Source organism: Micromonospora coriariae, from assembly GCF_900091455.1.
GTDB classification, from domain to species: Bacteria; Actinomycetota; Actinomycetes; order Mycobacteriales; family Micromonosporaceae; genus Micromonospora; species Micromonospora coriariae.
In genome coordinates, this window is record NZ_LT607412.1 from 827,498 (window position 1) to 841,584 (window position 14,087).

Annotated in this window: 11 protein-coding genes; 3 read left to right on the forward strand and 8 right to left on the reverse strand. The window is 72.5% G+C overall.

Annotated elements, in window-relative coordinates:
• Positions 1 to 49: 49 nt before the first annotated feature.
• From GA0070607_RS03810 to GA0070607_RS03820, 3 genes are all read right to left on the reverse strand, one after another.
• Positions 50 to 595, reverse strand: a complete 546-nt coding sequence (locus GA0070607_RS03810) for a PepSY domain-containing protein (RefSeq protein ID WP_089021637.1) — start codon at positions 593 to 595, stop codon at positions 50 to 52.
• Positions 596 to 669: 74 nt separating this feature from the next.
• Entirely contained in the window at positions 670 to 2,004 is a 1,335-nt protein-coding gene (locus GA0070607_RS03815; RefSeq protein ID WP_089016921.1) for a HAMP domain-containing sensor histidine kinase, read from the reverse strand.
• Positions 2,001 to 2,696 (reverse strand): response regulator transcription factor, encoded by a 696-nt coding sequence (locus GA0070607_RS03820; protein ID WP_089016922.1) that lies wholly within the window; start codon positions 2,694 to 2,696, stop codon positions 2,001 to 2,003. The genes GA0070607_RS03815 and GA0070607_RS03820 overlap by 4 nt, the downstream gene beginning before the upstream one ends.
• Positions 2,697 to 2,798: 102 nt before the next feature.
• Between GA0070607_RS03820 and GA0070607_RS03825 the strand changes: the two genes are divergently transcribed.
• Complete coding sequence (locus tag GA0070607_RS03825; protein WP_089016923.1) at positions 2,799 to 3,254, forward strand: septum formation initiator; 456 nt, start codon at positions 2,799 to 2,801, stop codon at positions 3,252 to 3,254.
• Here the strand turns inward: GA0070607_RS03825 and GA0070607_RS03830 are convergent, their stop codons facing one another.
• The 3 genes from GA0070607_RS03830 to GA0070607_RS03840 form a co-directional block, all read right to left on the reverse strand.
• Complete coding sequence (locus tag GA0070607_RS03830; RefSeq protein WP_089016924.1) at positions 3,255 to 4,328, reverse strand: hypothetical protein; 1,074 nt, start codon at positions 4,326 to 4,328, stop codon at positions 3,255 to 3,257. It abuts the gene before it with no gap.
• Positions 4,325 to 4,672 carry a PadR family transcriptional regulator gene (locus GA0070607_RS03835; RefSeq protein WP_089021638.1) on the reverse strand — a complete coding sequence of 116 codons (348 nt, stop codon included), beginning with the start codon at positions 4,670 to 4,672 and terminating at the stop codon, positions 4,325 to 4,327. The genes GA0070607_RS03830 and GA0070607_RS03835 overlap by 4 nt, the downstream gene beginning before the upstream one ends.
• Before the next feature lie 101 nt (positions 4,673 to 4,773).
• Entirely contained in the window at positions 4,774 to 8,715 is a 3,942-nt protein-coding gene (locus GA0070607_RS03840; RefSeq protein ID WP_089016925.1) for a ThuA domain-containing protein, read from the reverse strand.
• 323 nt (positions 8,716 to 9,038) lie between these two features.
• Between GA0070607_RS03840 and GA0070607_RS03845 the strand changes: the two genes are divergently transcribed.
• A complete protein-coding gene (locus GA0070607_RS03845; RefSeq protein ID WP_089016926.1) occupies positions 9,039 to 9,422 on the forward strand; it encodes an MmcQ/YjbR family DNA-binding protein in 384 nt (127 codons plus the stop codon).
• A gap of 30 nt (positions 9,423 to 9,452) precedes the next feature.
• Here the strand turns inward: GA0070607_RS03845 and GA0070607_RS03850 are convergent, their stop codons facing one another.
• A complete protein-coding gene (locus GA0070607_RS03850; protein ID WP_089016927.1) occupies positions 9,453 to 10,154 on the reverse strand; it encodes a hypothetical protein in 702 nt (233 codons plus the stop codon).
• The gene (locus GA0070607_RS03855) at positions 10,147 to 10,647 is read right to left on the reverse strand and encodes a SigE family RNA polymerase sigma factor (RefSeq protein WP_089016928.1); all 501 of its coding nucleotides are present in this window, start codon (positions 10,645 to 10,647) and stop codon (positions 10,147 to 10,149) included. Before GA0070607_RS03855 ends, GA0070607_RS03850 begins: the two co-directional genes overlap by 8 nt.
• Before the next feature lie 180 nt (positions 10,648 to 10,827).
• Here GA0070607_RS03855 and GA0070607_RS03860 point away from each other — a divergent pair, with 180 nt between their 5' ends.
• A complete protein-coding gene (locus GA0070607_RS03860; protein ID WP_157743080.1) occupies positions 10,828 to 14,052 on the forward strand; it encodes a S8 family peptidase in 3,225 nt (1,074 codons plus the stop codon).
• The last annotated feature ends 35 nt before the right edge of the window (positions 14,053 to 14,087 follow it).

A 14,087-nucleotide genomic window follows, 5' to 3' on the forward strand; every position in this document is an offset into this window, starting at 1 on the left:
TACCGCCGCCCGCCACGGTGAGCCCGTGGCGGGCGGCGGCAACCCGGCCTCAGTCGTCGTCGTTCCGGTCGTCGTCATCGTCGTCGTCACGGTCGTCACGGTCGTCACGGTCGTCGCCGTCGTCGTCGACGGGCTCCTGCTCGGCCTTGACCACCGTGCCGTTGTCCCGGTCGACGTCCACCTCGTGCTCGGTGTCGCCCGCGACGATCTCGACGCTCCAGACCGGCCGGCCGTGCTCCTGCTCGGCCTCCACCTCGGTGATCTGGCCGCCACCGGCCCTGGCGAGCGCGATCTCGCCGGCCCGCTGCTGGTCGACGGCCCCGCCGGGGCCGCCGCTCGACGGGCTGCCGCTCGACGGCGCACCGCTGGAGGGCGCACCGCTCGACGGCGTACCGCTGGTTCCCGGCGCCGGGTTGGTACCCCTGGTCGCGCTGTCGTCCGGTGCGTCGGTGGCCGTCGGGTCGACGGTGGCGGCGGTGAGTGCGGTGCCGCTGGCCCGCGAGTCGCCGGCGGCGCTGACGCCGACCGCGACCCCGGCCACGGCCAGCACCGCCGCTCCGCCGACCGATGCCAGGAGCAGAGAGCTGCGCTTCATCGTGATGTCCACCTTTCCTCGGTTGTCGACTTCGAGGATCGGATGGATCGGGATAGCGCCGCGCTGTCCGGACGCTAAGGCCGGGTTAAGCCGTTCCCGGCGGGCCTGGGCCCACCGTCCGCCGCGAGCCGCTCGGGCGTCGGCGGTCCGAGCCGGAGCAGCACCTGCGCCCCGCCTCCCGGACCGGTGCGCAGCTCCAGCCGGCCGCCGCCGGCCTGCGCGGCACGCCGGGCGATGTCCAGGCCGAGGCCGGTCGACCCGGCCGGACTGGCACCCCGGCGGACCGCCCCGGCCGGCATCCCCGGACCCTCGTCGGTGATGGTGAGCTGCACCTGGCCCTCTTCCCGGGCGAGCCGGACGGCGAAGGGCGTGCCGTCGGGGGTGTGCGCGAAGACGTTGCCCAGCAGGGCGTCCACGGCCGCCGTCAGGTCGTCGGCGGGCACACCCACGGGAAGCGGGCCGGGCGCCAGGTCCAGGGTGACGGTCCGGCCGGTGTCCTCGGCCAGCACCGACCAGAACGCGACCCGGTCGCCGACGATCGACGCGGCGTCCGAGGTGGCCGTTCCCGTTGCCGGTGACCGGCGCCAGCGCGCCTGCCGGATCAGCCCGGTGACCGCCCGTTCCAGCCCGTCGGCGGCGGCGGTGATCCGTGCCGCGTCGTCCGGGTCGCGCAGCGACTCCGCCTCCAGCCGTAGCGCCGTCAACGGCGTACGCAGCCGGTGCGACAGGTCGGCGACCTGCTCCCGCTCCTGGCGCAGGAGCACCTGGATCCGGCCGGCCAGGTGGTTGAGCGCGCCGGCCACCTCACGCAGCTCGGCCGGGCCGGCCGGCACGACCCGGGCGTCCAGCTCGGCGTTCGCCAGCCGGTTGGACACCGCGGAGAGGTCGCTGATCGGTCGGACCAGGGAGCGCGCCAGCCGGTCGGCGACCACCAGCCCGATCACCACCAGGACCACTCCGAGCAGGGCCAGCACCAGCCAGGCCCGGGTCACCCCGGCGGTCAACTCATGCGGGGGCACCAGGACCCGGATCACTCCGGTGCCGTCCGCCCGGCCCTGCACCGCGATGACCACCTCCCGGCCGTCCGCCGACTCCCCCGTGAGGCTCTGCCCGCGCGCGGCCAGGGCCACCGCGGGCGTACGGGGCACCGGGGCGCCGAGCACAGTGCCGTCCGGCAGGAAGACGCTCACCGGTCGACCGGACTCCGCGGCGAGCTGCTCGACGGTCAGCCGGATGGTCGTCGCGTCGGCGGTGCCGACCACCGGCACCAGGCTCTGCGCGTCGGCGGTGGCCCGAACGGTGGCCCGGTCCTCGGCGACGGCGCGGACCAGCAGCGCCAACGGCACCAGGAACGCGATCAGGGTGAGGACGCTGACCGCGGCGACCAGCAGCGCGAGCCGGGCCCTCACGGCTGCGCCGCCGGGGCTTCGAGACGCACCCCGACACCACGCACGGTGTGCAGGTAGCGAGGCTGCTGAGCGCTCTCCCCCAACTTGCGGCGCAACCAGGACAGGTGCACGTCGACGGTCTTGTCGGCACCGCCGTACGGGATCTGCCAGACCTCGGTGAGCAGCTCGCGCTTGGTGACCACCTGACCCGGCCGGCCGGCGAGATGATGCAGCAGATCGAACTCGCGGGGCGTCAGCTCGACAGTCGCGCCGTCCAGGGTGACCTGTCGGGCCCGGGGGTCGATCCGCAGCCCGCCGACGACGAGCGACGGGTCCTGCGCGTCCGCGCCGGAAGGCCCCCGGCGCAGCACGGCCCGGGCGCGGGCGTCGAGCTGCGCCGCGGTGAACGGCTTGACCACGTAGTCGTCGGCCCCCGCGTCGAGGACCCGAACGATCTCGGCCTCGTCGTCGCGGGCGGTGGCCACGATGACCGGCACCGTGCTGACCGCGCGCAGCATCCGCAGCAGCTCGCGTCCGTCCAGGTCGGGCAGGCCCAGGTCGAGCACGACGAGGTCGGGCCGGTCCTCCAGCGCGTCGCGGAGCCCGGCCATCGCGGTCGAGGCGGCGGCCACCGCGTGGCCGCGTTCCCGCAGCGCCCGGATCAGCGGCGTCCGGATCGTCAGGTCGTCCTCGATGAGCAGCAGGCGGGCCACAGCTCGCAGGCTAACCGCTGCGGCTGGCAGCGAGGCGCACGTTAACCGTGCCTTAGCCTCCGGATATGCCGACGACAACACTGGATCGGGGATAGTCGGGGGATGGGCCGTCGTTCGATCCTCGTCGCCACCGGGTGGGTGGCCACCGCCGTCGTGGCCACCCTGATCGGGTTGGGCGCGATCCGGCTGGTGGGCGAGAGCATCACCGGCACCCCGGGCGGCGTGCGCAGCGAGGCGGAGATCGAACGCGCGCTCGCCTCGCCGGAGCCGGTGCCCGCCGGCACGACGGGCAGCGCGCCGTCCGCCGGCCCCGCCGCGCCGACCGCCAGCTCCGGGGTCCGCCGGGGATTCGCCACCGGCGGCGGCACGGCCGTGGCCGAGTGCGGTGCCGGCGGCGTACGCCTCGTCTCCTGGGCGCCCGCGCAGGGCTACCGGGTCCGTGACGTGGACCGGGGCCCGGACGACGACGTCGAGGTCAAGTTCGAGGGGCCGGCCGGCGAGTACGAGCTGAAGGTGCGCTGTATCGGCTCAGAACCGGTGGCGGTCGCCGACGACTAGCTAGCCCGCTGGCCGCTCGCGATCGGCGGCCCTGCCAATGGCGATCATGCGTAGCGTCTCCTCCCGGCGACGGACGAGCAGGACCCCGGCCAGGAACGTCACCGGTGGGACGAGAACCAGCATCGCCCACTGCACGGGCACCAGGGGGATGGTGTGTCCCATGTGCATAGTGGAGGTGGCCCAGCCGGCGAGGGCACTGTCGATCACCAGGGCGAGCGTGGCCACCGGCAGGAGCATGACGACGATCCGCCGGCGCACCTCGGGGTCGAGCGTGCCCAGCGCGACCAGCATGGCCAGCGCGACGGCCGCCAGACCGGCGATGTAGAGCCAGAGGACCAGCTCACTGCTTGCCTCAAGGTCGTAGAAGACCTGATAGCTGACCCCGCCGTCAGGGTCGAACCCGGGCCTGTTCGCCCGGTTGACCTCCAGCAGCGCGACCGCGGCGGCCGGCGCGAGCAGCAGCGCCACCAACCGGCGTACGCCCAGCAGCGCGAGCAGCCGGCGCCGCGGTGTCGGCACGGTCAGTGCGGCGGCGGCCACCACGGCGAGCGCGAACTGCGGCAGGGTGTCCACCACGTACGTCGGGTCGTCGCTGGCCTGCGGGGCGACCAGCACACCCCAACCGAGCACGCCGGCCCAGGCCAGACCGGCGGCCGCCCAGCGCCACCCGGCCAGAGCGGCCGCACAGACGATCGCCCAGCCGGCCACCCGCAGCCAGTCGACGATGTCGGTGCCGCCCGGGCCGAACCCCGGCGGCAGACCCGGGTTCCGGATGAGCTGGTCGAGCAGGGACTTGACGGAGAAGGCGAGCAGGACGAGCCCGACCAGCAGGCCGGTCACCGCCGCCGCGTCCGCCCAGGTCGACTCGGTGAACCCCCGTGCGCCCACCCGCAGTCGGGCCCGCAGCCCGGCACCGACCAGATTCAGCACGTCACCGGCGGCGGGTCGCCGCTGGCCCGGCCGAGCGCCGGCGACGAGCACGGCCAGCATCTCCTCCTCGTACGCCCGGCGGTGCTCCCACGGATAGACGGCCAGCAGCCGCCGGTAGCGGCGCTCCAGGTCGTCGCCGCTCACGCCGCACCCCCGTCGGTCAGCAGGCCGCCGCGGCGCAGCCGTACGCGAGCGGCGTCCGCGTTATGTCGCAGGCGGGCCGCCTCGTCGGCGAGTCGGCGCGCGCCCAGGGCGGTGAGTCGGTAGTAGCGGCGCAGTCGCGACTGCACCACCTCCTCGCGCTCGACCTCGATGAGGCCGTCGGCGCGGAGCCGGTCGAGAACGGCGTAGAGAGTGCCGGCACGCAGGCGCACCCGGCCGTCGGAGATGCGCAGCACGTCCTCGATGACGGCGTAGCCGTGCCTGGGTGACCCGGCCAGCGCGGTGAGCACCAGGAAGGTCGGCTCCCGAAGTGGACTCTCGGTCATGCTGAGGAGCATATACACGTTAACGGTATATGCAATGCCTGTTGGACGCCGGTCGTGGCCGGCACGGAGAGGTGCGTGCCGGCCACGTCATCGGTGGTGGTTCAGCTCGCGTACGCCTCCAACTCCCAGAGCGAGTGGCCCCACGGGGTGCCCCGGGCGGTGCCGTAGATCCGCAGGTAGCGACCGTTGGCGCCGAGCCCGGTGTGCTCGTCCACGCCACCGTCGGCGCCGGTCACCGTCTTCACGTTGGCCCAGGTGGTGCCGTCGTTCGAGGTCTGGATGCCGTACGCGCTGCTGTACGCCGCCTCCCAGCTCAGCTTCACCCGGCCGATCGCGGTCGGACTGCCGAGGTCGACCCGGATCCACTGCGGGTCGGCGAACGCGCTCGACCAGCGGGTGGTGAGGCTGCCGTCCACCGCCTGGGCGCCGGACACGTCGGCCCCCTCGTTGCTGGACGTCAGAGTCGGCTTGTTCAACAGCAGGTTGGCGCCGGGGCCGGTCGGGCCGCCGGTGCCGCCGTACACCTCGAACTCGAACAGCGAGTAGCCCCAGGCGGTGCCCCGGGCGGTGCCGGTGAGCCGGACGTACCGGCCGGAGCCGGTGATCCCGGTCAGGTCGTCCACGCCACCGTCGCCGCCGGTCACCGTCCGGACCGTGGTGAAGTTGACCCCGTCCGGCGAGGTCTGGATCTGGTATCCGCTGCCGTACGCCGCCTCCCAGGTCAGCTTGACCCGGTTGATGCCGTAGCTCGCGCCCAGGTCGACGTCGATCCACTGCGGGTCGCTGAAGGAGCTGCCCCAACGGGTGCCGAGCGCGCCGTCGAACGCGTTGGCCGCGACGAAGGCACCCTCGAAACTGGAGGCCCGCGCCGGCTTGCCCCGGGCCAGGTTGGCGCCCGGCTCCGGGTCGGGGTCCGGATCGGGCCCGGGACCGCCGGGGCTGGTGGAGAGGGTGAACTCGTCGATGTCGTACATCCCGCCGCCGCCCTTGAACACCAGGAACAGGGTGCGCGTACCGGTCGGAGCGGTGACCCCGCCGGTGAACGAGGCGAACGTGCCGTGCCCGCCGGTGGGTGTCACGGTGGTCGAGCCGACCAGCGGCCCGGTGGGCGAGTCGACCCGCAGCTCCAGCGTGCCGCCGGCACCGGCCGGGGCTCCCGCCCGGACGCTGAACGACTGGACACCTGTCAGGTTGTACGGGCGGAACGAGATCCAGTCGTTGTTGTCGATGTATCCGACCGCGGCGCCGCCGTTGGCCGCACCCGGCGTGACGACCTGGACGCCGGACGAGTCACCGAAGTGCTCGGCCTGCCGTACCCGTGGCTGCAGGACCGCCTGGGTGTGCGTGGTCAGCGGCGGCTGGCCGCCCCCGCCCAGGTCGGTGTACTCGGCGTCGATGATGCCGAAGATGTTCGCCGCCGTGTCGTGTTCGCCGTCGGCCGAGGTCTGGATGACCCCGGTGCAGCCCTGCACACTGCTGAGCTGGTGGCCGTGCGAGTCGTGCCCGAGGACGTAGTTCACCTTCACCCGGGCGCAGTCGATCGCGCCGTCCTGCGCGTCGGTGACGGTGACGGTGAACGGCACGGCGTCCCCGAAGGCGAACGTCCGCCCGTTCAACGGGGTGTTCACGGTGACCACCGGCGCGCTGTTGCCGACCGTGATGACCACGCTGGCGGTGGCCGTCTTGCCGGTGGTGTCCCGGACCGTCAACGTCGGGCTGCGGGTCCCGTTGGTGGTGTACGTGAAGCTCGGGTTCGCCGCAGTCGAGTCGGTGGTGCCGTTGTTGTCGAAGTCCCAGGCGTAGGTGAACGGGTCACCGTCCGGGTCGAGGGTGCCGGCCGAGGAGAAGGCCACGGTCAACGGCGCCGTACCGCTGGTCGGGGTGGCCGAGACCACCGGACGTGGCGCCCTGCCCGTGCGGGCGTACTCGATGCGGTAGAGCGCCGAGTTGGCGTCGCCGTTGAACCAGCCGGTGCCGTAGTCGAGCACGTAGAGCGCGCCGTCCGGCCCGAACTCCATGTCCATGACCTGGGTACCGGTCCACGGGAAGGGGTTGATCTTCAACGGTTGGCCGGCCGGGTCGAGCTTGATGTTCTTGATCCAGCGACGGCCGAACTCACCGGCGAAGTAGGTTCCGTCGTAGTACGCCGGGAACGCCACGTCGGAGGGGTTGTTCGGGTTGTACCGGTACACCGGGCCGCCCATCGGGGACAGGCCGCCGCCGGTGAACTCCGGCGGGGAGCCGGAACCGCCGTACGGCAGCCACGCCGGGGTGGCCGGCGGCAGCTGGGTGATGCCTGTGTTGTTGGGCGAGTTGTTCACCGGGCCGCCCGCGCAGTCGAACTTCGGACCGGACGGGCCGGACGGGAAGGTGTAGTCGTTGTAGGCGTCGTTCCGGGCCGTGCAGTACGGCCAGCCGTAGAAACCGGGCCGGTCGATCCGGGCGAACTCCACGTTGCCCGCCGGTCCGCGGTTCGGGTCGGCGGTGCCCGCGTCCGGACCGTAGTCACCGAGGTAGACGATGCCGGTGGCCTTGTCCACGCTCATCCGGAACGGGTTGCGGAAGCCCATCGCGTAGATCTCCGGCCGGGTCCGCGCGGTGCCCGGGGCGAACATGTTGCCGGCTGGGATGGTGTACCCGCCCGCCGCGCTGGGCTTGATCCGGAGGACCTTGCCGCGCAGGTCGTTGCTGTTGGCCGAGGTGCGCTGCGCGTCGAAGGCCGGGTTGCGGCCGGCCCGCTCGTCGATCGGGGTGAAGCCGGCCGAGTCGAACGGGTTGGTGTCGTCGCCTGTGGACAGGTAGAGGTTGCCGGCCGCGTCGAAGTCCATGTCGCCGCCGACGTGGCAGCACATGCCCCGGCTGGTCGGCACGTTCAGGATCAGCGTCTCGCTGGCCAGGTTGAGCGTGTTGTCCGCGTTCACCGTGAACCGCGACAACCGGTTGACGCCGTCCCAGACGGCGAAGTCGGCCGGGGTGCCGGTGGCCGGTGCGCCACCGCCGGGGGTGCTCAGTGGCGGCGCGTAGTACGCGTACACCCAGCGGTTGCTGGCGAAGTTCGGGTCGGCCTTGATGCCCTGCAGACCCTCCTCGTCCCCGGTGTAGACCGGCAGCGTGGCGGCGACCTTGGTGTTGCCGGCCGCGTCGGTGTGCCGGATCACGCCGTTGCGCGAGGTGTGCAGCACACCCCGGTCGGGCAGGACGGTGAGGCTCATCGGCTCGCCGGTCTCGGCCGCGCCCTTGGCCAGCTCCACCTGTTGGAAGCTGCTGGTCACGGTGGCGCCGCAGTCAGCGCCGACCGCCCCGGACGCCGTCATGATGCCGCCGAGCAGGTGCTGACGGAAGGCCGCGTCGGTGTACGACGCGTCGGTGTGGCCGAGGCCGGTGTACCAGGACCGGCCGCCGGAGTAGTTCTGGCACCAGGAGATCGGGTGGTCGTACCCCATGCTCCCGCCGCTGTAGGTGCTCTCGTCGAGGGTGGCCAGCACGTGCACGTTGCCGCGCGGGTTGACGCGGTAGTTGTACAGCTCGTCGAACCGGCTCCACCGCTGCGGCAGCGTCGCGGTGGACGGGTGCACCTGGTCGGCGACCTTGACGGTGGCGGTCTGCTCGGCCGGGTGCGAGGCGAAGTACGCCCCGACCAGCCCGCCGTACCAGGGCCACTCGTACTCGGTGTCGGAGGCGGCGTGCACACCCACGTATCCGCCACCGCCCTGGATGTAGCGCTCGAACGCGGCCTGCTGGGCGGCGTTGAGCACGTCACCGGTGGTGGACAGCCAGATCACCGCGGCGAACCGGTCCAGGTTGGCGTCGGTGAACTGCGCCGCGTCCTCGGTCGTCTCCACGGTGAACCCGTTGGCGGCGCCGAGCTGCTGGATGGCGGTGATGCCCGGCGTGATGGAGCCGTGCCGGAATCCGGCGGTCTTGGAGAACACCAGCACGGTGAACGGTGCGGCGCTGGCCACGGGGGGCGCGGCCACTATGCCGCCCACGACGAGGATCGCGCTCAGCACGGCGCCGAGCCACGATCTGAGGGATCTGCGCACGGTAGGTCCTTTCCCGGTGCGGGGGACGGCGTGCGCCGATCACGCCTGGTGGTGGGCAGGGTGGTGCCGAGCCTGGTTGCGGTCGCCCGACGGGCCGTTCGCCGCCACGAGCGCGACACATGCGAATGTATCGTTTCCGCTGGATCACGGGCGCGTCAAGCACTCTCCCACCATTCGTGAGAGCGTTATCCGTGCAGGTCAACCGCGACTTCAGCAGGCAAGATCAGATTACGGTTTTTCATCCGGGCGTTCGCCCGGACCCGCATCCTCGGGCTGGCGGTAGCCTGGGCAGATGCGGTTTCTGCGCTTCGCGAGGGGATTCGGTGGCTGACGCGGACGATGTTCGCCGTCTCGCGCTGGCCCTGCCGCAGGCGGTCGAGATCGACAGTGAGGGCTTCGACTTCCGCGTGGGTGGCAAGGGTTTCGTCTGGTCGTACCCGGAGCGTAGTCCGGGCAAGCCACGCCAGATCCGCACCGATGTCGCAGTGGTGTTCGTCGGCGATGAGGCCGAGAAGCAGGCTCTGCTGCTCGGGGAGCCCGATCTCTTCTTCACCACGCCCGGCTACGACGGCCTGCCACTGGTGATGCTGCGCCTGGCGGAGGTGAGCGTCGACCGCCTGAGCGAGCTCGTGACCGACGCGTGGCGGATGCGTGCGCCGCAGGCGCTCCTCGACGACCTCGGCGAAGGAAGCCTTCGCCTGGGCTGATCCCGTCTGCCCCCGGCGAGGGCGGCGGCCTCAGTCGCCAGGGTTGCCCCGGTCCTCGAACTCGTACGTCGTGGTGAGGGCCTCCGGCAGGTCGGGGACCAGGGCGTTGGTGCCGTCGACGACCTGTACGTAACGCTTGCCCTGGAAGATCGAGTAACTGCCGTCGGCGACCTGCTCGATAGTGAAGAGCTGCGTCTGCGCTGTCGCGTCACACACCCGGCCGCGGATGCTTCCCGGCGCGGCGTCGTGCACCACGGTCATGCAGACCTGGCTGGCGTCGCGCGACGCGGCCAGCGTGATCCGGAACCTGTCCCCCTCGGGGCGCAGGACCCACAGCGCACGTTCGTCGACGCCCTGCTCGGTGGTGGCCCGCACCCGGTCGTCGTCACGGCCGATCGCCAATGGTGCCCGACCGAGGCCGGGCACCACGATCAGGACCTGCCGCCGGCCGCCGAGGATCTCCCGCGGTCCCGCTGAGGCGGTCACGGACGGGACGACCGAGGGAGCGACGGTACCGGCAGGGCCAACACCCCGGTCCGGCGTCTGGTGCCATGCCGGCAGGAGGGCTGCGCCAGCGGTCACGACCAGCAGGACCAGTCCCGCCCCGTAGACGGCCCTCCGGCGCCGCCGGCGCTGCTCGCCACGGCGGCGCAGCGTCCCCGCCGCGGGCAGCGCCGTGACTCGCCGGACCGCGTCCGCGATCGTCGTCAGGTCGTGGTGCGGATCAGTCATGGGAGGTTCCCTCCTGCCGCGCCTCGTCCAGCATCCCGGCCATGGCCCTGCGGCCGCGGGCGAGGTACGTCTTGACGGTCCCGATGGGCGCCTGCATCTCGGCCGCCACCTCGGCGACGCTGAGATCGTTCAGGTGGTGCAGCACGACGGCCCGACGCTGGTTGGCGTTCAGCCGTTGCAGCGCCTGCAGCAGGGCGACGTGGTCCTCGCTGAGTCCGGGCACGCTCTGGTCGACGGCGGCCCGGCGGTGTGCGCGCAACCGGTTGAACGTCTTGCGCCAACTGCTCACCGCGGCTCGAGAGGCGACCCGGCGGACCCACGCCTCCGGGCTGTCCGCCTCGCGCACGGTCGGCCAGCGCTGCCAGGCCCGGGTGAAGGCCTCGGCGACGGCGTCCTCCGCCTCACTGCGGTTGCCGGTGAGGGCATAGACGTGACCCACGATCCGGCCGGCGCAGGCCGCGTAGAGGGCGTCGAACTCCTCGGCGTCACGCATCTGACCTGCGCTTTCCGAAGTCCGTCCCGTGGTCACCGGCGCATGTAACCGGGAGGAGCACCTGGTCGCGCCCGCGCGGTGGGCAATTGTGGCGAGCGTCACACCCGCAATGATCAACCCACCGACCGCGCCAGGCGTCATCGTGCCGTCCCGGGAGACGCCCGTGGCGGAGAGGACGATGTGCGACGACGGCAACGACGCGCCCTGACAGCCGGAGTGCTCGCGACCGCGCTGGCTGCGGCGGGCCTCACGGCTTCTCCGGCCGATGCGCAGGAGAAGCCGGCGGCAACGGTCACCGGACCGCGCGGCACCTTCACGTTGATCACCGGGGACCGGGTGTCGGTGGACGCGGGCGGCCACCCGCGGATCGAGCGCGGACCGGGACGGGCCCGCATGCGGTTCGTGAGCAGCCACGAGGGTGGCCACCAGTACGTCATCCCGGTGGACGCGATGCCGATGCTGCGCGACGGGCGGCTCGACCGGCGGCTGTTCGACCTCACCGCGCTCGGCGAGTTCGGCTACGACGACCGGACGGCCGAGCTTCCGCTGCTGGTCGCGTACCCGGAGAACGCGGCGGCGCGGGCGCGGTCCGCCGCCGGAGCCGCGCGGGTGCGCACCGACCTGCCCGCCGCCCACGCGCTGGCCGTGCGGGCAGGCCTGGACGACCGGGTCGAGCTGTGGTCGTCACTCACCCGCGGCACGTCGTCGACGCGCACACTCGCCGCCGGGATCACCCATGTCTGGCTGGACGGCAAGCGCCGCGTCTCCCTCGATCGCAGCGTGCCGCAGATCGGCGCCCCGACGGCCTGGCAGGCGGGCTTCGACGGCGACGGCGTGACGGTCGGGGTGCTGGACACCGGCATCGACGCCGACCACCCCGATTTCGCCGGACAGATCGCCGCGATCCACGACTTCACCGGCGGCAACGACCCCGGCGACACCGTCGGCCACGGCACCCACGTGGCCTCGACGATCGTGGGCAGCGGCGCCGCCTCCGGCGGCAGGTACCGGGGCGTGGCGCCGGGCGCGAAGCTGGTCGTCGGCAAGGTCTGCGCCACCACGGAGTGCCAGGACTCGGACATCATCGCCGGGATGCAGTGGGCCGCGCCGCAGGCAAAGGTGATCAACCTGAGCCTCGGCGACACGGACACGCCGGCTCTCGACCCGCTGGAGACCGCGGTCCAGGACCTCAGCCACCGGTACGGCACCCTCTTCGTGGTCGCCGCCGGCAACGAGGGCAAGCCGAAGTCCGTCTCGACGCCGGCCTCGGCTGACGACGCTCTCGCCGTCGCCGCGGTCGACCCGGACGACCAGCGGGCGTACTTCTCGAGCCGGGGCCCCCGCGTCGGTGACAACCACATCAAGCCCGAGATCAGCGCTCCCGGCGTCGACATCGTGGCGGCCGCCCCCGGTGGCGGTTACGCCCCCATGTCCGGCACATCGATGGCGACGCCGCACGTGGTGGGCTCGGCCGCGATCCTCGCCGGACGCCACCCGGACTGGTCCGGTGCCCAGCTCAAGGCTGCCTTGATGGGCTCGGCCAAGCCGGCCGACGCCGACAGCCTCTACGACCAGGGCGCCGGGCGGGTCGACGTCGGTCGTGCCGTCGCCCAGCCGGTCGCCGCCGAGGTCGCCGCGATCGACTTCCCGGTCCAGCGCTGGCCCCACGCCGACGACACCCCGTTCAGCCGCGTCATCGGTTACCGCAACACCGGCACCGCCCCGGTCAGTCTCTCGCTCAGCGTCACCCCGGCTCCCGCCGGAATGATCACTGTCAGCCCGGCCACCCTGGTGGTGCCGGCCGGCGGCCGCGCCGAGGCCACAGTCACGGTGGACACCCGGGTGGAGGCCACCGACGGCCTCTACCCGGGCGCGGTGACTGCGACCGGCGCGGGCGACCTGCGGGTACGGACGCCGTTCGCGCTCAACCGGGAGATCGAGAGCTACGACGTCCAGCTCGACCACACGGGGCGCGACGGCAGACCGGCCACGGAGTACGAGACCGTGGCGGCGAACCTGAGCACCGGCGAGTTCACCACCCTCGTCGGCGAACCGGGCGGCGGCACGATGCGGCTGCCCAAGGGTCGCTACGCGCTGTACAGCACGATCCACGAGGGCGACGTGTCGACGCTGCTCGTGCAGCCGGTCCTGGACGTACGCGGCCCCCTCACCGAGGCGCTCGACGCCCGCACCGCCCGGCCGGTCTCGCTGACCGTGCCCCAGCGGGACGCCGCAGCGCTCTCGATCAACGTCAGCGCGAACTGGAACGACAACTTCCGCTACCCCGGCGTCCAGCTCAGCGGCGTGTCGGTCGCGGACGTCTTCTTCGGCCGGATCGGGCCCGCCGTCGCGGCCCCCGAGTTCGCGGCCACACTGGGCGTCGGACTCGCCCGCCCCGGTCGGGACGGGACGTTCCGCAACAGCCCCTACACGTACGACCTCGCGTACGTGCGCCAGGGCGACATGTTCACGGGCCTGACCAGGAAGCTCTCCCCGAAGAACCTCGCCACCGTCAAGACGACCTACCGCAGCCAGTCCAGCACCGCCACCGCGACCCGCTTCCACCGTGCGGCGTCCCCCGGCGGCCCGGGCCCGATCGGTTCGAGCACTTCGTTCGACCTGCCGTTCCACGCCACCGAGTACTACAACACCGACGGCGGGATCGTCTGGACGTCCACGTTCGTCGAGGGCGACAACCTCACCACGCAGGAGTCCACCTTCCAGGCGGGCAAGACCTATCACCAGACCTGGAACGTGGCGCCCTTCGGGCCCACAGTGGCGCAGCCTCCGGCGTGGTCGCCGCTCGGCTACGTGGGTCGCGACGGGGACACCATCTCGGTCGTGTCGCCGCCCCTCTTCGGCGACGCCTCCGGCCGCCCCGCCAGCCGTGACGACCTGCAGGTCCACTACCGGTTGTCCAGAAACGGCAAGGAGATCGCCACCGCCGACGGCTCGTACGTGGACTTCCCGGTGCCCGCCGACAAGGCCACCTATCGCCTGGAGGCGACCGTCACCCGCGGTGCTCCGGACACCCTGTCGACGTCGGTCTCGGTGGCCTGGACCTTCACCTCGGCGCACACGTCGAAGCCGGAGCCGCTGCCGTTGACGACGGCCCGGCCGACGCCCGCCTTGGACGACACCAACACGGCCCGGGCGGGCCGGGCGATGACCATCCCCGTGGCACTGGACCGGCATCCGGGATCGGCGGCCGCTCCGAACCGGACGCTCGGCGTCTCCGCGTCGTTCGACGATGGCAGGACCTGGGTCGCGTTGCCGGTCCTCCACGGCGCCGCCCTGATCAAGCATCCGCGCCGGCCCGGCTTCGTGTCGTTGCGCATGACCGCCACCGACACCGCTGGCAACACGGTGACCCAGACGATCCAGCGGGCCTACCGCATCGCCTGAGACAGGCCCCGGCCCGGGGTGGGCGGCGGTACGTA

Coding starts and splice junctions, on each gene's coding strand:
- GA0070607_RS03810 (WP_089021637.1), bottom strand. CDS start 595: ATGAAGCGCAGCTCTCTGCTCCTGGCATCGGTCGGCGGAGCGGCGGTG.
- GA0070607_RS03825 (WP_089016923.1), top strand. CDS start 2,799: ATGGGCCGTCGTTCGATCCTCGTCGCCACCGGGTGGGTGGCCACCGCC.
- GA0070607_RS03835 (WP_089021638.1), bottom strand. CDS start 4,672: ATGACCGAGAGTCCACTTCGGGAGCCGACCTTCCTGGTGCTCACCGCG.
- GA0070607_RS03850 (WP_089016927.1), bottom strand. CDS start 10,154: ATGACTGATCCGCACCACGACCTGACGACGATCGCGGACGCGGTCCGG.
- GA0070607_RS03855 (WP_089016928.1), bottom strand. CDS start 10,647: ATGCGTGACGCCGAGGAGTTCGACGCCCTCTACGCGGCCTGCGCCGGC.